We start from the raw sequence: 20,705 nt of genomic DNA on the forward strand, positions 1-20,705 counted from the left end.
CTTTTCCCATGGTCAACCCGTCTGCATGAAGCTGTTCTGCAGAACATTTCTTACAGACGGCGGCAGCGAAAACCGTATATTTCACTGCCATCCATAGGCAGCACTGCGGTGCGCCTATGGGGACGGGAGATGCGAGGGGGCTGTTGCCGGGGCATTACTTCTCCCGTCTTTGCTGCCATACGATGTCGTATCCCAGCGCAGCGGCAAGCTCCAATACTTCCTTGTATCGGATACTTTCCCGCTGTAATTTTGCGGACAGGTTGGAAACGCTGTCGCTCCAACCGTATTCGTCTGAGAGCAGGTCAACTACTTCCTGCATGGTCATTCCGGCACGGATGATCTGTGCCTTTATTTCGTTGCGTACATTCATATTGAAAAATCCTCCATAATTCTGTTTGTGTTTCGGTGCAACCTCTGCACTCCAAAACGGAGCAGATACACCGAATAGCGAAAAATCTGCAATCTCTGAAATTCATTCAGAATTTCTTCCGTGATGTCCTGTCCATATATGACCATATCCCGCTTTTCTGTTTCGTGCGGTTTGGTCTGGAATAGTGAAAACACCCATTGTTCCGTGAACAGGGTACACGGTTCAGAGAAGCACGATTTCGTGAAATGGTTTCGTCCTGCGATCAAAAACTTTGCTGTTTCCATTACCATTGATTTTCAATGCCCGAAAACAGGTTAGTTCTGACCTCTGGTTGTTCCCATAAATAGAGAACAACGTGTAAAATGCTGCGTACATACGTACAGAGCATGACTGGCAAAATCAATCCCGCCAGTCCTCCGGTACGTACGTACACGGCGAAACATCGTAAAACCCGTTTATATGAGGTCTTGCCACAGCTTCCACGCCCATAAAGCCCCACACCCGCCGTCCGGCAGAGTTGGTGATGTTGTTGCAATGCTCGAGATTGAATCTCCCGGCATTGGCAATCATGGCGTCGCTGAAGCTACGGGCTTTCAGCGGAGCAAGGGAATTTTCCTCGCACCACATCCGGTAGATTTCATAGAAATCCTTGGAGCTGATGGACGCATCCGCTTTCAGTCGGATGTATCCCTCCGACTCCATGAAATCGAAAATGTTGTTATTGTCACGCTTGACCGCTTCCCGGTTTTCACGGATACGGTCACTCTCTGTAAACTTAAAGTTGTTGGCAACAAGCCGCTGCAAGCCCTCCAATGCCCACAGGAAGATGCCCTCGGCTTCGGCTTTCATCTTCTCCGCAAGGTCAGGATCGTCAGCTCTGTCCACCGGCTTTTCCTTAGTGGTCAGCACAAGCTGTCTGCGGTAAAAACCGTCGCTGCGGTCATACAGGGCTTGCAGATCGCCGTTGCTGAATGCAAGCAGCCGGGCAAACATCCATCCCTGGTAGCTCTGCTTGCCCTTGCGTTCCAAATCCATCTTGCCCTGTGCCGTCACGATGGATTTTACATAGTTGGTCTGGCGCAGGGCTTCCATCCGCATATCATCATCTACGCACAACAGGATGTGTTCCAGATCGGCACGAGCGAAACGGTTTTCAGAAATCTTACCAATACTGCCATCTTTCATATTCGTACCGAAGATAGCAGAAAGCACCGCACCGATTTGGGATTTACCCTCGCCGCCGTTGCCCTTAATGACCATCATGCGCTGACCTTTGTTGGAGGGAATCAGACAGTAACCGATGAACTCCTGCAAGGTGGGGATGTCCTCCGCATGGAGCAGCCCATCCAGAAAGGTCAGCCAGATCACAGGTGCGGGGGCATCGGGATTGTAGGCAACAGGAAGACGGCTCCGCACGATAGTCGGTCTGCCCTCGGTAAATGTGCCGTTCAGCAGCAGCGTACCGTTGGACACATGGATGCGATCCTGCTCCGGTGGAAAGTCAGGCACTTGCGCTTCCAGTTTCAGCACTTCAAGAATGTTGGTGATCTTCCGGGGGATGTTGTTCACGGCACAGAATTTCAGCTTGTCGTAAATCTCCCCACGCAGAGGGAGATCGTCTGTTACCCGACCATCGGGCGTAAAAAAAGCTCCGTTTGCGAAGATGATTCTGCGCTCACGCAGAAATTCTTCACAGAACAGAGCTTCATTGATATTCTGCCCGTCGAACCAGACAGGCAGGTTCATATCAGGCGTTTTCCGGTTCTTCGCCATGCTGCGCCACCTCCTTTTTCTTTCTTGCGGTGTAGTCCTGCAAGAACGTAATTTTGTCGTCCTTCATCAGCTCGTCCACCACAGCAACCCGTTCTTCCAGATCGCCCACTGTCAAAATATCTGCCAGATATTCGATATAATCAATCATCTGGCATGCTTCCACAAAGCGATCATCCAGAGCATCGTCCGGTGTTTTCGGTGCATACCGCACTTTCCAATCTTCCAGAAGATGCAGATAATCCATCAGCACCCGGAAGCACAGCATTTCGTCCTCCCGGAACTGACGGATATAGGGACGTTTGGGCTTGACCATAGCTGCGGCAGTGGGCGGTTTCGGGTCAAGCCCAAAATCCGAAGCCAGCTTTTGTGCTGCTTCATAGCTGCTCAGATCGAACAACCTTGCCACGAAGTCGATCACATCCCCCTTGGCTCCGCAGCCAAAGCAGAAGAAATATTCCTCGTTCAGCTTCAAGCTCGGATGCCTGTCGTTGTGGAACGAGCAGCAAGCCATGCCGTTGCGGCTCACTTTCAGCCCGTAGTGTTCGGCGGCTTGCTTTACGCTGATTGCCGCCTTGATGGTTTCATAGATTGTCATAGAAAAACCTCCGTTCATAGTATTCAGAAAGCACGAAACACCCGCCGTGATTGGCAGGTGCTTCGCTCCTTCTACTATGGTTATGCCGGATTTTTCAAAAAACAGGCTAATCGGTGGACAACCCCATTTCAAAAAACAGGACAGCTTTTCGGAGGATGTAGATTTCTTCACATTTGCATGGTATAATAAAAGAAATGAAAAAACAGGACAGGATGGCGAGTATGAATCAAGAATTGATGACATTGGATTTTTGGCAGGATACGGTTATATATGAGGGCAAAACATTTCCTGTCGGCACTCTTGCCTGTGATGCGCTGAATGTTCCTGCGGATACCATTGCAAAGATGAACGAGCAATGCGAGAAAATCAATCTGCTGCTTGGAATGTTAAACGCCGGACAGAATGCTTCCACGCTTTTTCCTATGGCACGGGATGCTGCTCTGGCAATGCTTGATATTCTCAGCCAAACGCCGCCGTTCTCCTATATGAACATATCACAGCACCGAGAACGAATAGAAAAGGTCTTTACTGCCGACAATGCGCTGAAATATGTGGAGTTTGCTATAAAAGCCGCAACCAACTCCTTGCAGTTTGAAGAAGTTCCGAACTATGCGGATGCGATGATGCTCCAACGCTATACCGCTGTATTCGGGCATCTGGCATATTCTCTTGGGGAATACCAAACCGCAATGCTTGATTTTGCGGAAAAATCAAACGGCAACGAAGCAGACCGTACCGCAGAGGGCTTTGCAAAAATGTTCGGCAGCTATTTCCCGCCGGAGTTTTCTATCACGGAGGGCAATTCCTGGATGTCTGTTGCGAACAACTCTGTTCAGTATGTGGCAACCATCCGTCCCGGCGAAGATATGGCGAAGCTTGTTAAGCGGATGCACTATGTGTCCTTTGTAGGGATGTTCCGGTCTGATCTCTTTGAGGGCTTGTGTGTCGGTCATGCACCGAAGAAATGCCGGATCTGCGGCAAATGGTTTCTGACCACCAACGCAAGGCACACCAAATACTGCGGTGGTCTTGCGCCGGGGGATAAGCTGCACCGCACCTGTCGGCAGGTTGGAAACCTGAAAGGTCGAGAACAACGGGAGCTTGCGGACGATCATCCGCTGAAACAGATTTATGAGAAGCGGCTGAATACCATAAACCGCTATGTGAAGCGTGGTACTCTGGACGCTGATCTTGCAGAGATTATGAAAAAACTGGCAAAAGATAAGATGCTCCGGGCATTGAGCAATGTAGCCTATGCCGAGGGCGATTATGAGAAAGAAATGGAACAGGCGGCCTTGAATAAAGAAGCTATGAGAAAACTTTGAATTTGACAAAGGAGTGTGATTGTATGAAAAAGCTGAACAATATCTTAAATATCATTATTGGTTCTTTTGTTGGTGTATTCATTGGGCATGGGTTTTATGTTCTTTGGGACTTCAAAACTCGCCCTGAACTGTATGCTATGCAATCAGCACCTTGGTACACAAGCATTTTGGTTTATGGAGCATTTACCCTTGTTATGTTGCTGATATGCTTTGTAATAAAAGCAATCATCAAACACAAGCAGAAAAAGAAGTAAGCCCATTCCAATTTGTAGGGAACAGAAAATTTCAGCTTTCTGAATGTTCGCAAATATTATATTAAATCGGGAGGGAGGTGCGCTATGCTGAATGATTTTACATGGAATATGACCGGATACATACCAAAACACGCTGTAAATCCGCACGGTGACGGCATCATTCCCTATGTGGCAGAGCGCATCTTCCAACTGGAACCGGAACCGCCAGCGGTAGGCAGCCTGAATGAATACATCCTGTCTGCCTTGCAGGAAAAGAATTTGCTATATTTTTCGTTCTTCCTGCACCACTACGAGCCGCAGCTTAACAAGCGCATCAAAACCTTTCTCGGTGTGGATGGCGGCGATCTGTACGACACAGACCGTTTTCTGGATATAAAACTCTCCTGTCGGGAGCAAATGCTCCAAAAGCTGATGGACTATGATCCTGCCAAGGGTGCGGAGTATGCTACATACATTTTTCAGTTCATCCGGGACACTATGCTCCGTTTCCGCATGGGCGAAGAAAAATGGTCGGTATCCTCTCTGACCAATTATAAAATGGTGCGGTCAATGGCATGGCTGTACCTTAACACCAAGGATGCTGTAAGCGAGTTTTCCAAGAAGTATAACTGTGACCTTGCTCTTGCGGAAGAATATCTGAAAGTTGTCCGTGGCATCCGCAATCAGCAGCCATTCTATGTGACAGACGAGGACGGTGAGGAAACAGGCGAGGATGTTGCCCTTGATGATACTTGGAACTATACCGACATCCTCTGGAACGGCATACAGGCAGAAAAGGTGCAACGGGCTTTCGAGAAGCTGAACTACCGGGAACAGACCTTGCTTGAAAAGCGGCTGGCGGTCTGCATGACCTGTGGACGTGTTGGTTCATGGAAGAACCGCCCCACCTTTGAAGAACTGGCAGTTATGTTTGAGGGCAGCACAGCCAGCGGTGCGGAGCGAGCCTACCGGAAAGCGGTGGACAAGCTGACGGAGCGTCTGGTTGCCGAAGGTGCGCTCCATGCTGTCCGGCTGAAACAGAAATCCAAAACTAAGCGCAAAAAGAAAATCGCCACCGCAATCTACGAATATCAAGCAGACTGCGACGGCGAATGGGGCGAGATTTCGTTGGATTTTGAGAACGGCACAGCGGAGATCGCCCGGCTTGCCGATTGGGATACCATGAAAACAAACCGCTTTGCAAACAAGGCGATAACGTATCTTCTAAGCTGCGAGAATGAGAAGCCGCCAAAGGAAACGATGGTTGCCTTTAATCTGTAAGTTCCAACGAAGAGCATCTTCTCCTACCGGAAACCCACAACTGAGGAAGTACCCGCTGAATAGCCATATTTCCAATACTATAGGTAAACAAGCGCAAAGTACAAGAATTAAGTGTTAATCGTTCTAACTTCCACCCTTTGCGCTTATTTATTCGGTTAATTGGACAGATGTGAATAGTCAGTTATCGGGAGGAAATCGTTGATTGGAGTCAGGCTATCCAAGAAAGAATATAACTCATCAAAGGAGCACTCCTCTGTACTCATAAGTTCCCCTGACCACACCAACTTATTGTTCACCATCGAATATAATGAGACGTTCTCAATTCGCATGTTCCCCATACCGCCATCATGGATTGCAATTCCGTTTCCTTCATACTCATACAAACACTCATCATAAGACCAATAACACACATCGCTTGAAATAACATCCGTTCCGTTAAAAGAGTAAATATAATACTTCGACCTATCCTCCTTCACTATAAGTTCAGGAATTCCGTTTTTGTCTACATCATAGAGCGTATATTCAGTATCAATAAAAATTGTGTTGGAACCCCAAGAAAACGGGGTAAATTCAGGATGTTGTAGCAATATTGCCTTATATCGTTCAATGTAAGAATTGCTATTGGTAGCATTTACTTGGGCATACATATGTATTAAACACAAGCATAACCCTGTCAGCATCGCTGAGTTTCTGCAGTGCACCGGTTTGTTCAATAATGTCCGCATTATCAATCATCCTGATTCCACTCCTTCTTAATACCTTTTTCTTTTGATGAGGTAAGTATAATATGCAGAGAGTTTAAAAATGTCTCTCTGCATGCAACAAAAGAAATTATTCATTAAAGTTTTTGAGTTCTTTTTCTCATCTTCAAAATTCACCATGATCATCGACTGTATTTCCTTTTGCCAAACGCCCCATTCTTTCTTTTACCAAATTATAGTTTTTCTGGTTCAGACAGCTGAACACAACCTCCAAGTCATATGAAGGGTGAGCACTGATCCATGCGTTTACCACAGTGACAGCAGTTTCTGTAAGATTGAGTTCAGGAAGCATAAACTCAGGGAGCATAAACTCATTTCCCTAATCAATTTCATAAATGCCCCTTGTTTCATTGGGGAAATGGAATTGATTGGAGCGCAAAACACATCAAATGAATTTACAGCAATTACAGAATGTACTTGCTATGCGATTGCAGTCATATTTCACCGCAATTGTGGTAAATATGAAGAGAAAAGACCTATGATTTTTTCTGTACCACTTGACACAGCAAAGCAAAAGCAGGATAATATAAATGAGTGTTTGCTTTGTAATCGGAGGAATTTCAAAATGAAAGCAATCAAGAAGATTATCCCTGTGCTTTTAATTCTTTTATTTGTTGTGTCTTTGTTTATGATAATTACAGCAAACAAAGAACCGAAATCTGAAGGTATTGCCAATCAGATGAAGGAGTATTACTTGAACGATACTGAACCGGAAGGAAATACATTTTATGATTATAATGTTTCATCAACGTCGTTGCCTGAAACGGATGAAAAAGGAATATGTAAACTTATAAAATTACCGTTATATAGACAAAGTCATAATTTTACCTGTGGAGTGGCTTGCGTTGCATCTGTTTTACGCTATGCGGGATACGATTTTGACACCAGAGAAGATCGATTACTTTGGGAGCTTGAAGCAACTCCGGAAAATGGGACTAACTATATGAATATAGCAGAATATTTAGAATCCGTTCGTACAGAAGGTTTTCCGAATACACCGGTGATTGCAACAGAGGTTGTGTGTGTAGATTATGCTTCAAATGAATACGATTCGGATCATACGGATAGCTTGCTAATACAATTAAGGACAGCTCTTGATGATGATTCTCCTGTTATTTGTGCGATTCAGGCATGGAAAGATGACGGTGATTATAAGACTGAAACAGAAGACGATGGTCATTATGTTGTGTTAATCGGATATAAGAAGGATGCGAAAAAAGATACATATATCTATTATTTTATGGATCCATCGACTTCCGGTAGTTACACATATCTTACAGAAGAAGAATTTATCTTGCGTTGGCACGATAGTTTAGAGGGAAAATCAAAGCGTATTGGAATTAAGGTTTCGTATTTAAATTCAAAACAGGAAGTACCCATTAATATTGCATATCATATAGATTAACGAATAAAAGGATAGCACAAATAAAAACGCTCAAAGAAACCCTTGAACTCTTTATTCTGTAATAGAACCCGAAAGCAAGGTCGGGTTCTATTACAGAATAATACCGAACCAAAAAGGAGAATAAGACATGAATAAAGTAAAGAAGCGTAGTTTGATCGTTTCGCTGGCGATTCTGGCGGTCGTTGTATTCGCCTTGCTTGCGTTTTTAGGACTGTATTTCACCAGGATCCAGACCATCGGCAGCATTGAGCGGCTTACGGATTACGCGGATGGATACAATCTCTATCGCATGGATGTCAAATACGATTACAATCTTGACAATATTATCGATTACGGCATTCAGGACGATCAGACGATGATCGATGCGATTCTGAAAGAGGCGTTGCCGCTGCTGCCTGTAAAGATCAAAGCGCCCAATTTCGGCTGTACGGTGTTTTGTCTGACCGATACGGACGGCGACGTTCATATGGGACGTAATTACGATTTTAGTAAAGATACATCTGCTATGTTGGTTTACTGTGCTCCAAAGGACGGATATAAGTCTATTGCCTTTGCCGCTCTTGACAATGTTTCAGCAAATGTGCCTGATGAGAATATCAAAAAAGAGCTAGCAAGTCTAACAGCTCCATTTATCTGCCTTGATGGTATGAATGAGAAGGGCGTGTCTATCGCTGTGTTGACACTTGATAGTGAGCCTGTACGTCAAAGCACAGGCAAGCCTGTCATTTCAACTACTCTTGCGATACGACTTGTTCTTGACAGGGCAGCGACCACAGAGGAAGCAGTGGAGCTTTTGCGCAGCTATGATATGTTCGCATCATCCGGTAGAGATTATCATTTCTACATAACCGATGCATCAGGCGATGGCAGAGTAATAGAGTATGACATTAACGGCGAACCAAGAGAGCTGATAGATACTCCATCAGAGGCGGTTACTAATTTCTTTATTCGTCATAAGGATGAGGTGCTTCCAAATCAGAAAAACGGTATCTACGGTCACGGCAGGGAACGCTATGACGCTGTGCTGGAGGTGCTGGAAACGGAAAAAGGCAATTACACCGACGATACCGTGTGGAACGCAATGAAAGCGGCGGCACAAGACCCAAACCCCGATAACATCACAAGCAACACACAATGGTCTATTTCCTATAACAATACTGACCTTTCTGCTGATATTGCCATCCGCCGCCATTGGAGTGATGTAACACATTGCGAGCTGGAAACCAAGGTGACGACGCCGTTAAAATGAGTGGTACAGGGCAGTAAAATGAAGGGAAAGGCAAAAGCCCCTCGCTTCCAAGGTGCCGGTACATTCGTTGTTAATCCAACCAAGCTTGATAATGCGTATGATGAATTCGTTAAGCTTGGTTTGGATGTAACCTATTCCCAAGGCTATAAAAAATGCAAAGACATTATGAAGTCGTGAAAACGATTGCAGGAAATCTCAACATTTAACACCAAAGAAGATAAAGCAAAAGGGGTATTTAGTTGTTCATAGCTGAGTTCCAGTGTAATGCCAGGATAACTTTTTTTCAAGTCAAGAACGATTTCTGCGGCATACATATCAATGCCGATTGCCATGCCGGAAATAAAATGGGTGACATTTTCCTTCTCAATGAGATAATTGTCTTTGATGACCAGCACATCATAGATAATAGCCGTAATATTTCCTACTTGTTAGGCCAGCTAAAGAAAGACCCCAACTTCCCCGCATGGTGGGAAGCCCACAAAGCCGAGTGGGAGCAGTAAAACAGAATAGAACCGCAATCCCCACGGGAAATCACTCCCGTGGGGCTTTTTCTACCTGTTTCCGCCGAACCATCTATGGATATGACGGACTGCCAATATCAACGCAAAGAGAGGACGAAGCTGCTCCCGTTCTTCCTGAAATACTTCCGCCGGGATCTTCCTGGTGGTTCCGTGGATTTTGGCGTTGCCCGTCCGTTCCAGCCACTCGGTGCCGCCAAGAGTTATGCGCAAATTCGTTTGCAGTCTCTGGCTGAATGAGGTCAGCCGGCAATAGAGACGTCTTCCAGAGCCGCCTCTAAGTGCTTCATATTCATGTACTTCTTGTTGCCCCACTGGGTGCCGGCCACATGGCGCAGCCGGGCACAGACCAGCATCAGAGCGGAGTTGCCGTCCGGAAAGGTCCCCACCACACGGGTCCTGCGGCGGATCTCCCGGTTCAGCCGCTCAATCACATTATTGGTGCGGATTCGAGTCCAGTGCTCATAGGGAAAATCGCAATAAGTCAGAGTTTCCTCAACATTGTCCTCCACTTTCTTGGCGGCCTCTTTCAGCTTCATTTCCCTCAACTGGGCTGCCACAGCTTTCGCTTTTTCACGGGCGGCCTTCTTGCTTTCCTGAGCGTGGATCGCCTTAAGCATCTTGGCCACCAGCTTTACCTTGGAACGGGGAACGACGGAAAACACATTACGGTAAAAATGGACTGTACAACGCTGGTATTTGGCGTCAGGAAACACTTCTCCCACGGCTTCCAGCATTCCCAGGCACTTGTCCCCAACAATGAGTTTCACGCCGTCCAGTCCACGGCCTTTGAGCCACTGGAAGAAATTCACCCAGCTGGCCTTGTCTTCTTTCATGCCCTCAGCGGCGCCTAAAACCTCACGGTATCCATCCTCATTCACTGCAATTGCTACCAAAATTGCCACATTTTCATACTCTCCGCCCCAGTTGCGCCGCAGGTAGATGCCGTCCACATAGACATACGGATATTTGCCGCCTTGCAAAGGTCGGTTTCGCCAATCCTCGATGTGGACATAGGCTTTCTTGTTCAACTCACTGATGGTAGCCGGAGATACCTTGCTGCCCCACAGGGCCTCGGTAATGTCCTCCACTCTGCGGACCGAGACGCCGGCAAGGTACATCTCAATGAGGGCTTCCTCAACGCTGCTCTCCCGCCGGCGATACCGCTCAATGATGGCCGTTTCAAAAGAAACTCCCTTGAGGCGAGGGACATGGAGCGTGACGTCTCCGGAGGTAGTGGTAAGGTTCCGGTCATAGTGGCCGCTGCGGTAGCCCTGGCGGGCCTCATTTCGCTCGTAGCGGGAAGCCTGAGTCAGTTTCTCAGCCTCCTGCTCCAGCAGTTCGTTGAGCGTTTCTTCCACGCTGCCACGGACCAATTCTTTGAGCTGACCCTTGATAACTTCTTCATTTAGCTGTACAATTTTCTCAGACATGGTTTACAGACTCCTTTCAGAATGGTGTGTGGTAACTTCATTCTACCAGAGATCTGCAAACCATGTCTCTTCTTATGCCTTTTTCAATTTGCGCAACTTATTGTACATTATCAGCCACTCCACACAGCTTCGATTCAGAATCTCATCGTCCACATAAAGACGGTTATTGAGGAAATTGCCTTTTATGAATTTGACGGTATTTTCAATCTTACCCTTGCTTTCGGGGTCTGCTCCCCGGCAGAGGTAGATCTCCACCTTGCAGTTCTGGCGGAACTTCTCAAATTCGTAGGTGTAGACGATATCGCCGCTGTTCTCGCTGACACAGACGATGCTGTCCTGGTCAAATACCATCTCCCGGGGCATCCCGCCCCAGTAACGGAAACAGTTATGGCAGGCAGCCACCAAATCTGCCGCCGTAAAGGGCCTGCTCTGGCACTGAGCGTATTTGTATCTGGAATGGGAAAGCAGGAAGGCGGCTACATGCACCGTCGTCCAGCCTCCTTCCACATTCTTGAGCGTGGTCTGACCGAAGTCTACCTGCATCTGCTGCCCCATGGGAAGCTCCGCCACGGTCTCATAGCTTCGTGGATTCGGATGCCGGGGAAGGCGGTATTCCTCCCGGAGTTCTTTCACATACCGGGACACCGTTCTCTCAGCGTGAGCTTCTTCGTAATGCTCTTTCAGCCAGTCACAGACCTGGGCTGCTGTCAAAGAAGGATACTCCCGGAGCCAGGTAACGATCTATCCCGGCGGGAATCCAGATTGCGGATGCGAACGATCTTCCGGGCGTTATGCTCATACTCGTCCACATCCATATCCCAATATCGTTTCACGGTCTTGCGGTTGATACCCAAAGCTTTTGCTGCGGCGCGCTGGGAAAAGCCAGCCTCCCGCATTTGATGAACCTTGCTGTACACTTGATACCCCTTCATTTCGTCACGGTCTTTCTCTGGAATACAGCCATTGTACCAGAAAAATGACCTGAATTTAAGTGGTATACTTTGTGGCGCAGGTGGCCCCTTTTGTGGCGAAAGTGGCCCAGTTTCCGTGGCGAAGGGTGGTATACTTCTCTTGGCCGAAATTGGTATACTTTATCTTACCATTTACAGGGTGGGAATATTGAAGCAATCTACAACAGCGACAAACTGCAAATTAAAATAACCTATGCAAAATAAAATAAGCCCTGCTGTCAGTCACTTAATCGACCAACAGCAGGGCTTAAATCGTTTAATCAAGACACTTGTATTCTGTAACCGTCTTTAGATAGGTTTCGGGATCGCCGTTCAAAATGAGATTTGCATATTCCAACGGTGCATTGTAGATTAGATAGTCCAACTCTGACCGCTGGTACATATCGTCGGCAACCTCGTTCTCCACTGCGTTAGTGTCAATCGCAATCATGCTGCCATCGGTGAATTTCAATTCTACGCAGCAGTTGTCCATATTGTAAGCACAAGATATTAAGTTTTTCATGGTATGTCCTCCATAATTCGTGATATAAAGCGAAAATCCCGTCTGACTTCCTGTTAGAAATCAGACGGGATTTGTCCGTATGCACCCCGGAAACCGTCAGCTAACAGTTGATAAGTGATTAGTTCCTTATCACTGTTAAGCCAAGGTTTTCGGGGCTTTATTTTTTTCAACGTTTCGAAAACGGCTAAACCCACCTGTACAAATTTGACAGTGTTTTTTCATCTTTTTAATGGTGAAGCATGGGTTAAAAAGCGTAAATGGGTTACAAATCGGGCTTAAAAAGGAAGCTAAATAATCATCTTCAGCACTGTTTTAGTTCCCTTAAATTTTTCCCGTAATACAGCAGTTTTTATGTCCGTCGACAAAATGACTCGTTTGTCTCAATTTGAACAAAAACGATGCTTTTAATCATCAGTTATACAAGAGCGTTCAACTTTTTCCAATGAAGTTGAGCGCTTTTTTGCGTTCAGAAGGAGGCGAAATGGAAATGAAGAATGAACAGGTGGTTCAGCTTCCACTGAATCGCTTAACAGAGTTCCCGGAACATCCCTTTAAGGTAAGAGATGACGAGTTCATGGACCAGCTGACGGACAGTATCAGATCGCTTGGCGTATTAACGCCCATCGTAGTTCGACCTGAGGGAGATGCCTGGCAGATCATATCCGGTCACAGACGAGTACATGCCTGTGAGATTCTGGACATGGAGACGATACCTGCCATTGTGAAGGATATCGAGATGGATGATGCCATTGTCATGATGGTAGACAGCAATTTTCAGCGGCAGTCCTTATTACCAAGTGAAAAGGCCAGGGCCTACAAGATGAAGCTGGATGCAGTGAAACGTCAGGGAGCCAGGAGGGATTTATCTTCTGACCACGATGAACAGAAGTTGCGGGGAAAGACATCCAGAGACCTGATTGCAGAGAACAGTCCGGACAGCTCCACACAGATTCAAAGGTTCATTCGATTAAATGAACTGATTCCAGAGCTTTTGGAAATGGTGGATGAAGGCATTGTAGCAGTCACACCGGCTGTTGAGCTGTCGCATCTGAAAATCAGAGAGCAGAAGCTGGTGAAGCTGACTATCGAGAGTGAGCAGAATTCACCATCCCTATCCCAGGCACAGCGAATCAGAAGGCTGTCGGAGCAAAAAAGACTGAATGAAGATAGCGTTTTGGAAATTTTGACAGAAAAGAAAAAGGCAGATTGCTGGAATCTGGCAATACCAATGAATAAGATATCCAAATACTTCCCAGGCAACTATACCCATCAGCAGATGCAGGATACTATCATTCAGCTGCTTGAGGGTTGGCTCAGGGTAAGGAAGAGACAGGAAGAATTACGAGGAGGAAAGAAAAGATGAGTAAAGTTATAGCGATGGACTATAGTCAAGTAAGTAGGCAGAAAAAAAGGGAAAAATTCTGAGGAGCAGGCTAGTGAAGCTGCTCCCAATACAAATCCTCCGCTTCATTAGGCGTGAGCATATTCAGAGAAAGATGCGGTCTTTTAGAGTTATAGTAGCCTTCAATGTACTCAAAGATAGAGAGCTGTAGCTCCTGTAAAGAATGGTAAGATTTGCGGCTGGTTTCTTCTTTCTTGAGATATTTGAAGAAACATTCACAGCAGGCATTGTCAAAGGGATAGCCTTTTTTTGAAAAAGACTGGACAACGTTCAGGGAATCCAGAAGCTGACGAAAAGAAAAGGCAGTATACTGTGTACCCCGATCCGAATGGAACATCAGGCCATAAGGCGTCTTGCGTTTTTCGTAAGCCTTCTGAAAAACAGCGATGACAAGATTGGTGTCTGCCCGGGCAGAAAGACGCCAGGAAAGGACTTTCCTGGAGTAAAGATCCATCACAATACAGAGAAAGTACCACTTTCCACCGGCTTTGAGGTAGGTAATGCCACTAACCCATACAAGATTGGGAGCTTTCTGTTGAAAGTTCTGTTGCAGATGATTAAAGCAAGAAGCGTCATCAGAATGCGAGCGGGAAAGCGAAGGTTTATCGGTTGACATTTTTGGGAGCTGAAGGTGTTTCATCAGCCGGTACACTCGCCCGACACTGATGTTAATGCCATAGTCACGCATTAAGATATAAGTGATTTTATAAGCGCCGAGCCGTTTATGGTTAGAAAATGCAGATTCAACTGAAGTGACATTGGCATCTATATCGGAAATAACATCTGAACACTTAAAGAAAATTGGATTTAAAAATGCTTTTGGATGGAGTGAAAAAGAAGAGTATCAGGCATTAGAAATGATGGCGAGTAAAGGGTTGATAGTATTGAATCGTCAGATGATTCCTTTTACGGTACGACGAGTTGTAGATACAGAATCACTAATAGAATTACTGTACAGTGAACTGTGTTAATGGGGGAAGTGCCATGAGAATTGGAGATATTATAGCCTTTAGAAAAGATCTGTATTTTGAAGGCGCAGTACAAGCAGACTGGTTTTACGTGCCGGAAAAGGCTGCAAAGGTAGCTGAAAACTTTGTGTTTCATGGAAAAGACTACTATGGAGTGGAGTCTAAAACAAAGAATAAAACCATTGATACGATTAGCTTAGTAAAAACATTAGCGGAAAAGTTTGAGGATTCATCTAATCCGCTTTCATTAGCTATTGCAGATTATGGAACAGGAAAATCACATTTAGCTGTTACTTTAGGCCAATTGTTTTCTGGGGCAAGCTACATGCCTAAAACATTTGCCAAAATCATTGACAACATCAATAAGATAGACAGTGAAGCGGCTTCTGAAATCAGAGAAATATGTACAGATAGAAATTTTGTTCTCGTAATAAATGGAATGAGAGATTTTAATCTTCATTACGAGATTCTTCGAGCGGCTCAAAAAAGCTTATGTTTATATGGACTAAGCGATGATAAATTACGTAATCTTAATAGAACGGTTGAAACGGCAAGTTTATTTTTTGAACGTAATAAAGATTCACAGCTTGAATTGTTTGAGAATAGTGCAAGAGAATTAGGCTGGAAAGAGCAGGGAAGTCAATTAACTGAAAAAATCAAAGAAAAACTGCTCACTGATGATAATGCATTCGAAATTGTTAATAATGTGTATCGCCAGATTACTGGAAAAGAGATAAGTTGGGACGAAGGCATATCTGCACGTTCTATTTTGGAAATGCTTTTGTCCGAGTATTGCGGATTAAATGGCCAGTTTGATCGCGTGATAATTTTATTTGATGAGTTTGGTCGATACCTAGAATATGCATCTGGATCTGATGCAGGAAAATCAGGAGATTCTGCCCTTCAACAAATTTTTGAGGTGGCGCAAGACGCAGATGGTGCTCTGCAGGTTATTAATTTTATTCAGTCAGATATTAAGAGTTATCTTGTTCGTGTTGATCAAACAAGAAACATTAGTAGATATATCGGCAGATACGACCAGAGTGATAAATATCATATTTCATCAAACTTGGAAACTGTATTTGCAAATTTAATATACAGAAATAACCGAGATGCGTTTGAAAGTACCATAGTTGAGTGGCAGAAGTACAATGAAATAAAATGGGAAGAGTTGTATTCCCAGATGAATCGTTGGCTGTCATTAAGTGGTGTGTGGGCAGATTATTCACTGTTTAGAAAAGTGATTGTTGAAGGAATCTATCCGATGCACCCGCTGGCTACATTTATGCTTACGCAATTATCAGATTATCTTCAAAATAGATCGTCGATGACTTTGATAAGTCAGTATATAGCAGAAGTTGCGGATTCTTCAATTGAAAATGGAATACCGTTGGTACTTCCTGAAGAGTTGATGTGTGGCGATCTGTATCAAGAAATGTTGTCATCAGAGATAAACGGTAAACAGTTGTCTCAGCATTGTATTCGATATGATAATATTTTAAGAAAACAAGGAGATAAACTTTCCGATCGTTTGTTGGCAGTTTTGAGAGCAAACTTAATTGCACGTATTCTGAAGTTTAAAACTCGCGATTATGAAGATGTGAAAGAAGCATTGGTTTTATGTTCAGGACTCACCATCTCAGAATTAGAAGACGAATTAGAACTTCTTGAAAATGAGTATGCAGTACTTGGATTTGATGAGCATGCAGGATGTTTTGACTTTATGGAAGATTCTCGTGGTGCTCATGAATACAAAATCAAAAAGAAACGAATTGCAGCTACATGGAAAACAGATTTCAGAGCAATGTTTAAGACTGCAAAAGTCCTAGAAATAGGAGAGCTTAGCGAACCGCAAGAAACATCTTTTGGTACAACGCATAAAATACTTACAAATGAGTGGAAGTATTCACAGGAGGTTCTTCTTGCAGAAGACGTATCAAAAGAATTAATTGGAGAATACAAGAAAACTTGGAAGGCAAGCGTGAGCGCTGCAGTGCCAAAAGGCAGATTAATATGGATTTATGTAAATAAAGATACGGATTATCAATACATTAAACGCTTACATATGTTTGCTAAAGAACTCCAAGGATCACCAATATTGCTGATGTTGCTTAATGATTCTGAGGACCGCTTAGCATCTGCATTGAAGAATTATGATGTATTGGATCAGATGGATGATAGCATCCGTCAAATGTATTCTAGAGCATATTCTGATGACTATAACCAAGCTGAAGATATCTTGAGAAATGAATTTGAGATGTTGAAAAAGCAAAGACAGTGCATATATCCTGACGAAATAATTCAGCTGAAAAAGCGTCTGCAGGTTGCGTTGACAGAAGTGTTTGAAGGTATATATCCAAAAGTCGTTTCGTTTAATTTTGACGGGTTGTTAACTGCTTCGAATAATTTTACAGGAAAAGGAAGTCAATATTATTGTCAAATCATTAAAATGCTTCTTTCAAATAATGTAAATTACGACACCATTCATGATTTTACATCAGATGTAAGGAGTAAGATTACAGCAGTGCTAATGGAAAGCAGTGCTACTTCTTGGAAATGTATTAGCACAAACTATGCTATTATGCCACCAGCAGAATCTAGAGCTAGAGCTGTATATGAAGAAGCAGTAAGTGATTTGAACTCTTCTAAAAAGTATGATTGTGTTCAATTTTTAGAAAAATATTGTTATCCGCCGTATGGCTTGAGTGAAGAGTCTGCTTTGATGATGCTTGCAGTATTACTTGCAAATCATAGTTACTGTGTAAGAATCCACTATAATGGCTCACAAAACAGCATTATTCGTTGGAAAGATGAAGTTATTATCAAGGATAAAAAAATCAATATGGACTTAATCAGAACATCCAAATTGATTTTAATTGATACTAATGCTGTTGAAGCCAAATTCCAGCAATATATTAATCGCTTAGATGCAACGACAGACTTAGATGCTGTAATTCGTTTGCAGAGAGAAATTCAGAAATTTGCTGATGATAACGGAGTACCGGAGTCTCTTGAAGTAAATTACAAATTAGCCAATTCTAGATTTGAAATCGCAGCTAGAGCCCGAAAAGATTGGGATGACAGAATTGTTAAGGTTGAAGACGAACTCGAAACCGCGTATGAAAGAGGTAATGTATATAATGCGCTAGTTGCACTTGAGACAATCGATGAAATTCCTTTATATTCAATATTTAATGAAAATGGTTTTACTATCAGCGAAGAATATAGAAATCGGTTATTAGAGTTGGGAAACGAGGCAAGAAATATCGTTGACACGTGTTTTGAAAATTGGTTGGAGGGTACTATTCATTGTAAATCTGTAGAAGCAATGACTCAGTTTGAAAAGCATGTTAAGCGGTGCAATGAGAAATTAGTGAAATTTAGATTTGCTACTTATGCAAAGAAATTGTCAGCAAAAGGTGATGCTGAGTTAGCTAAAAAGGATGAAATTAGAAGCCGACAGGAACTGCTTTCGGATGGACAAAAGTATTTAACTGCATATAAAAAAGTATCCACCAAAAATTATACGGACGTTTCTGATATGCTTGCAAAGGCTAAGGATTTGTTAGAACGATTATCAAAATACGAATTAGCCTTAGGAAATGATGCAAAGCGATTACATACACAATTGGATCAATGTGTAGCAAAACTCGATTCTGCTAAAAAGAGAATGCAACAAGATATGGAAAATATCTGGGAAGATTTAGCTAATACACAAACATTAGAAGATATTGAAAATGTCCAAAGTTGCATTGCTATGGTAATGAACTATCGAATGGCTACTCGTGATTTGCAGGATTTTGAAGAGCTTAATACAGCCTTAGATAATTTTGTATCAGATATTAATGTTTTGAAGGAAGCTGTGAATGATAGAAAATTATTACAGAAAGAAATTGCTTCATTAAGAAATAAATACTCTGATGCAGAATTAGATTTTGATGTTGATGCAGTTCTTGAAGATGTTATTTCGAGTGCAGAAAATGCAATCGATACAAAGGATCATGTATGGAGAACTCAGTATCTTACTTTAGGAAACCAGACAAGAGAAGAAATACATATATGGAAGGATAACACCCGAATTTTACCAGCATTTTTAAAACAAGAAACAATAGAAGCTGTTGAGAAAATGAAAATAGAAGCCGACCAAATTGTAAGTAAAGCAATGATTGAAGATGTGGTTTTCTATTTTAAGAAATTAAATCCAGAAGAGAGAACTCGCTGTTTAGCATTGTTAATGAGTAATAACGAGGACTGTTAAATATGAGAGTGTTAATGCTTGGCAATAGTTTTACTTTTGCAAACAACATGCCAGATACCCTGGCTAACTTAATAGATGCCGAAGTGGTTCAGCACACCCGTGGTGGAGCACGCCTTGCCGAGCAGTTGAATCCTAACACCAAGATGGGAGGAATGACGCAAGCGGCTCTGGAGAATGAGAAGTGGGATTATGTAATTCTCCAGGAGATGAGCAACGGCCCGATTACTTCCAGGGAAAGCTTCTTGAATAATACTGCATTGCTGTGCGAGCGTATTCGTGCCAACGGAGCAGTACCGGTTCTGTATGCCACCTGGGCTTATCAGAAGGGCGGCAAGCAGCTGGAATCCTTCGGTATGGATTATGATGAGATGTTTCAGAAGATGTATGATGCTTATCATGAGGCTGCCGATCAGAACGGAGCTTTGATTGCCGATGTAGGTAAGTGCTTCTATGAGGAAGCAGCTAAGCAGGATATCTTTGCTGAGGATGGCTGTCATCCAAATGAGCTTGGATCTAAGCTTGCAGCGCAGGTAATTGCTGATGTTATCTTAGCTGATCAGGCAACCAAAACAGAAGTAGTGATTGAACCAAAGGCAGAGGACAACGATACAAGGCTTCGCATCATATATCTCTATCAGATGCTTCTGACGCAGACCGATGAGGAACATACCCTTTCCACAAAGCAGATCACTGACTGCATGATGGAGCAGCACAATATTCTTGTGCATAGAACCACCGTGCCTAAGGATATTGATTTGCTTCGAGCAGCTGGATTCGAGATTATTGGAGAGCGTAAGCGTGCCTGGGAATACTACCTGGCAGACCGCAAGTTCTCTGTGCCGGAGTTAAAGCTTCTGATCGATGCAGTGCAGTCTTCCAAGTTCATTACGGAGAAGAAGAGTGAGAGCCTGATTGAAAAGCTAATTTCTTTGACCAGTGAGACCAATGCAGATAAGTTAAAGAGATCTGTGCATATCACCGGCCGTGTGAAGTCAGAGAATGAAAAAGGCTATTACATTGTTGATGCAATCAATGATGCCATTAATGCCGGCGTGAAGATTTCCTTCTATTATTTTGAAATCAATGGTAAGAAGAAGGAAGTGCTCAGGAACGATGGGAAACCATATACAGTCAGTCCATTTGATCTGATCTGGGATGGCGACTATTACTATCTGACTGGTTACTGTGATGAGAGGGAGTCTGTTCGCACCTATCGAGTAGACCGCATTAAGAAGCAACCGGAGCTGCTGACAGAGAAGGCTGTTAAGAAGCCGAAGGGCTATGATGTATCCAAATACACAACCGAAGTCTTCCGTATGTTCTCTACAGATGAAGCAGTTGACGTGACCTTGCTTTGTGACAACTGCTGTATGAAGTCTGTGGTAGATAAGTTCGGTATGAAGATCAAGACTCGTAGCGTCGGTGAGGAACAGTTCCGGACAACGGTTAAGGTCTGCGCAAGCCCAACCTTCTATCGCTGGGTATTCGGATCTGCAGGAAAAATCAAAATTGAAGGGCCGACGGAGGTCCGAAATGAATATAGAGAAATGCTGAAAAAGGCATTGGATTCTATAGAGTGATAATCATCTGAAAAAGATTTAAAAAGACTCTTGACTCTCCCCTTAGGGGAGCATCCAGAATATGGATTGTAACGAAGGAGG

General features: G+C 43.8%; 20 protein-coding genes. 9 read left to right on the plus strand and 11 right to left on the minus strand.

Annotated features, from left to right (window positions below; genetic code table 11):
- Positions 1 to 154: 154 nt before the first annotated feature.
- From FYJ53_RS16465 to FYJ53_RS16475, 3 genes are all read right to left on the minus strand, one after another.
- A complete protein-coding gene (locus FYJ53_RS16465) occupies positions 155 to 370 on the minus strand; it encodes an LLM class flavin-dependent oxidoreductase (protein ID WP_117803036.1) in 216 nt (71 codons plus the stop codon).
- Positions 371 to 769: 399 nt separating this feature from the next.
- Positions 770 to 2,143, minus strand: coding sequence for a phage/plasmid primase, P4 family (locus FYJ53_RS16470; protein ID WP_154557491.1), 1,374 nt, complete (start codon positions 2,141 to 2,143; stop codon positions 770 to 772).
- The gene (locus FYJ53_RS16475; RefSeq protein WP_154557492.1) at positions 2,118 to 2,738 is read right to left on the minus strand and encodes a CHC2 zinc finger domain-containing protein; all 621 of its coding nucleotides are present in this window, start codon (positions 2,736 to 2,738) and stop codon (positions 2,118 to 2,120) included. Before FYJ53_RS16475 ends, FYJ53_RS16470 begins: the two co-directional genes overlap by 26 nt.
- A 221-nt stretch (positions 2,739 to 2,959) precedes the next feature.
- Here FYJ53_RS16475 and FYJ53_RS16480 point away from each other — a divergent pair, with 221 nt between their 5' ends.
- The 3 genes from FYJ53_RS16480 (at position 2,960) to FYJ53_RS16490 (ending at position 5,577) form a co-directional block, all read left to right on the plus strand.
- Positions 2,960 to 4,063 carry a DUF6076 domain-containing protein gene (locus FYJ53_RS16480; RefSeq protein WP_154557493.1) on the plus strand — a complete coding sequence of 368 codons (1,104 nt, stop codon included), beginning with the start codon at positions 2,960 to 2,962 and terminating at the stop codon, positions 4,061 to 4,063.
- Positions 4,064 to 4,086: 23 nt separating this feature from the next.
- A complete protein-coding gene (locus tag FYJ53_RS16485; RefSeq protein WP_154464631.1) occupies positions 4,087 to 4,317 on the plus strand; it encodes a hypothetical protein in 231 nt (76 codons plus the stop codon).
- A gap of 84 nt (positions 4,318 to 4,401) precedes the next feature.
- The gene (locus FYJ53_RS16490) at positions 4,402 to 5,577 is read left to right on the plus strand and encodes a hypothetical protein (protein ID WP_154557494.1); all 1,176 of its coding nucleotides are present in this window, start codon (positions 4,402 to 4,404) and stop codon (positions 5,575 to 5,577) included.
- A 155-nt stretch (positions 5,578 to 5,732) separates the two neighbouring features.
- Here the strand turns inward: FYJ53_RS16490 and FYJ53_RS16495 are convergent, their stop codons facing one another.
- On the minus strand, positions 5,733 to 6,302 hold the full coding sequence (locus tag FYJ53_RS16495; protein ID WP_154557495.1) for a hypothetical protein: 570 nt from the start codon (positions 6,300 to 6,302) through the stop codon (positions 5,733 to 5,735).
- 142 nt (positions 6,303 to 6,444) lie between these two features.
- Positions 6,445 to 6,645, minus strand: coding sequence for a hypothetical protein (locus tag FYJ53_RS21210; RefSeq protein WP_195840262.1), 201 nt, complete (start codon positions 6,643 to 6,645; stop codon positions 6,445 to 6,447).
- Between the two features lie 57 nt (positions 6,646 to 6,702).
- Here FYJ53_RS21210 and FYJ53_RS21215 point away from each other — a divergent pair, with 57 nt between their 5' ends.
- The 3 genes from FYJ53_RS21215 to FYJ53_RS21220 all read left to right on the plus strand — a co-directional run bounded on the left by FYJ53_RS21215 (position 6,703) and on the right by FYJ53_RS21220 (position 9,169).
- On the plus strand, positions 6,703 to 7,743 hold the full coding sequence (locus tag FYJ53_RS21215; protein WP_195840263.1) for a C39 family peptidase: 1,041 nt from the start codon (positions 6,703 to 6,705) through the stop codon (positions 7,741 to 7,743).
- Between the two features lie 127 nt (positions 7,744 to 7,870).
- Positions 7,871 to 8,992, plus strand: coding sequence for a linear amide C-N hydrolase (locus FYJ53_RS16505; RefSeq protein WP_154557496.1), 1,122 nt, complete (start codon positions 7,871 to 7,873; stop codon positions 8,990 to 8,992).
- A gap of 18 nt (positions 8,993 to 9,010) precedes the next feature.
- Entirely contained in the window at positions 9,011 to 9,169 is a 159-nt protein-coding gene (locus tag FYJ53_RS21220; RefSeq protein ID WP_195840266.1) for a hypothetical protein, read from the plus strand.
- Positions 9,170 to 9,543: 374 nt separating this feature from the next.
- On the opposite strand, the gene FYJ53_RS16515 is transcribed toward FYJ53_RS21220, so the two are convergent.
- From FYJ53_RS16515 to FYJ53_RS16530, 5 genes are all read right to left on the minus strand, one after another.
- Positions 9,544 to 9,723 (minus strand): hypothetical protein, encoded by a 180-nt coding sequence (locus tag FYJ53_RS16515; RefSeq protein WP_154557497.1) that lies wholly within the window; start codon positions 9,721 to 9,723, stop codon positions 9,544 to 9,546.
- 29 nt (positions 9,724 to 9,752) lie between these two features.
- Positions 9,753 to 10,943, minus strand: coding sequence for an IS256 family transposase (locus FYJ53_RS16520; RefSeq protein WP_154557498.1), 1,191 nt, complete (start codon positions 10,941 to 10,943; stop codon positions 9,753 to 9,755).
- A 72-nt stretch (positions 10,944 to 11,015) separates the two neighbouring features.
- Positions 11,016 to 11,654, minus strand: a complete 639-nt coding sequence (locus tag FYJ53_RS16525) for a DDE-type integrase/transposase/recombinase (RefSeq protein WP_243144002.1) — start codon at positions 11,652 to 11,654, stop codon at positions 11,016 to 11,018.
- A complete protein-coding gene (locus FYJ53_RS21545; RefSeq protein ID WP_235930762.1) occupies positions 11,651 to 11,875 on the minus strand; it encodes a helix-turn-helix domain-containing protein in 225 nt (74 codons plus the stop codon). The genes FYJ53_RS16525 and FYJ53_RS21545 overlap by 4 nt, the downstream gene beginning before the upstream one ends.
- A 295-nt stretch (positions 11,876 to 12,170) precedes the next feature.
- Entirely contained in the window at positions 12,171 to 12,416 is a 246-nt protein-coding gene (locus FYJ53_RS16530; RefSeq protein WP_154464637.1) for a DUF6061 family protein, read from the minus strand.
- 481 nt (positions 12,417 to 12,897) lie between these two features.
- Between FYJ53_RS16530 and FYJ53_RS16535 the strand changes: the two genes are divergently transcribed.
- A complete protein-coding gene (locus FYJ53_RS16535) occupies positions 12,898 to 13,779 on the plus strand; it encodes a ParB/RepB/Spo0J family partition protein (protein ID WP_227930332.1) in 882 nt (293 codons plus the stop codon).
- Between the two features lie 70 nt (positions 13,780 to 13,849).
- On the opposite strand, the gene FYJ53_RS16540 is transcribed toward FYJ53_RS16535, so the two are convergent.
- The gene (locus FYJ53_RS16540; protein WP_148429222.1) at positions 13,850 to 14,620 is read right to left on the minus strand and encodes an IS3 family transposase; all 771 of its coding nucleotides are present in this window, start codon (positions 14,618 to 14,620) and stop codon (positions 13,850 to 13,852) included.
- A gap of 182 nt (positions 14,621 to 14,802) precedes the next feature.
- Here FYJ53_RS16540 and FYJ53_RS16545 point away from each other — a divergent pair, with 182 nt between their 5' ends.
- Positions 14,803 to 19,044, plus strand: coding sequence for a hypothetical protein (locus FYJ53_RS16545; RefSeq protein ID WP_154557500.1), 4,242 nt, complete (start codon positions 14,803 to 14,805; stop codon positions 19,042 to 19,044).
- 152 nt (positions 19,045 to 19,196) lie between these two features.
- Complete coding sequence (locus FYJ53_RS16550; protein ID WP_227162935.1) at positions 19,197 to 20,624, plus strand: WYL domain-containing protein; 1,428 nt, start codon at positions 19,197 to 19,199, stop codon at positions 20,622 to 20,624.
- Positions 20,625 to 20,705: the final 81 nt, after the last annotated feature.

It is taken from the genome of Eubacterium sp. BL-380-WT-2B (assembly GCF_009696115.1).
GTDB classification, from domain to species: Bacteria; Bacillota; Clostridia; order Eubacteriales; family Eubacteriaceae; genus Eubacterium; species Eubacterium callanderi.

Coding starts and splice junctions, on each gene's coding strand:
- FYJ53_RS16465 (WP_117803036.1), bottom strand. CDS start 370: ATGAATGTACGCAACGAAATAAAGGCACAGATCATCCGTGCCGGAATG.
- FYJ53_RS16470 (WP_154557491.1), bottom strand. CDS start 2,143: ATGGCGAAGAACCGGAAAACGCCTGATATGAACCTGCCTGTCTGGTTC.
- FYJ53_RS16475 (WP_154557492.1), bottom strand. CDS start 2,738: ATGACAATCTATGAAACCATCAAGGCGGCAATCAGCGTAAAGCAAGCC.
- FYJ53_RS16480 (WP_154557493.1), top strand. CDS start 2,960: ATGAATCAAGAATTGATGACATTGGATTTTTGGCAGGATACGGTTATA.
- FYJ53_RS16485 (WP_154464631.1), top strand. CDS start 4,087: ATGAAAAAGCTGAACAATATCTTAAATATCATTATTGGTTCTTTTGTT.
- FYJ53_RS16490 (WP_154557494.1), top strand. CDS start 4,402: ATGCTGAATGATTTTACATGGAATATGACCGGATACATACCAAAACAC.
- FYJ53_RS16495 (WP_154557495.1), bottom strand. CDS start 6,302: ATGCGGACATTATTGAACAAACCGGTGCACTGCAGAAACTCAGCGATG.
- FYJ53_RS21210 (WP_195840262.1), bottom strand. CDS start 6,645: ATGCTCCCTGAGTTTATGCTTCCTGAACTCAATCTTACAGAAACTGCT.
- FYJ53_RS16505 (WP_154557496.1), top strand. CDS start 7,871: ATGAATAAAGTAAAGAAGCGTAGTTTGATCGTTTCGCTGGCGATTCTG.
- FYJ53_RS21220 (WP_195840266.1), top strand. CDS start 9,011: ATGAAGGGAAAGGCAAAAGCCCCTCGCTTCCAAGGTGCCGGTACATTC.
- FYJ53_RS16520 (WP_154557498.1), bottom strand. CDS start 10,943: ATGTCTGAGAAAATTGTACAGCTAAATGAAGAAGTTATCAAGGGTCAG.
- FYJ53_RS21545 (WP_235930762.1), bottom strand. CDS start 11,875: ATGAAGGGGTATCAAGTGTACAGCAAGGTTCATCAAATGCGGGAGGCT.
- FYJ53_RS16530 (WP_154464637.1), bottom strand. CDS start 12,416: ATGAAAAACTTAATATCTTGTGCTTACAATATGGACAACTGCTGCGTA.
- FYJ53_RS16535 (WP_227930332.1), top strand. CDS start 12,898: ATGGAAATGAAGAATGAACAGGTGGTTCAGCTTCCACTGAATCGCTTA.
- FYJ53_RS16545 (WP_154557500.1), top strand. CDS start 14,803: ATGAGAATTGGAGATATTATAGCCTTTAGAAAAGATCTGTATTTTGAA.
- FYJ53_RS16550 (WP_227162935.1), top strand. CDS start 19,197: ATGACGCAAGCGGCTCTGGAGAATGAGAAGTGGGATTATGTAATTCTC.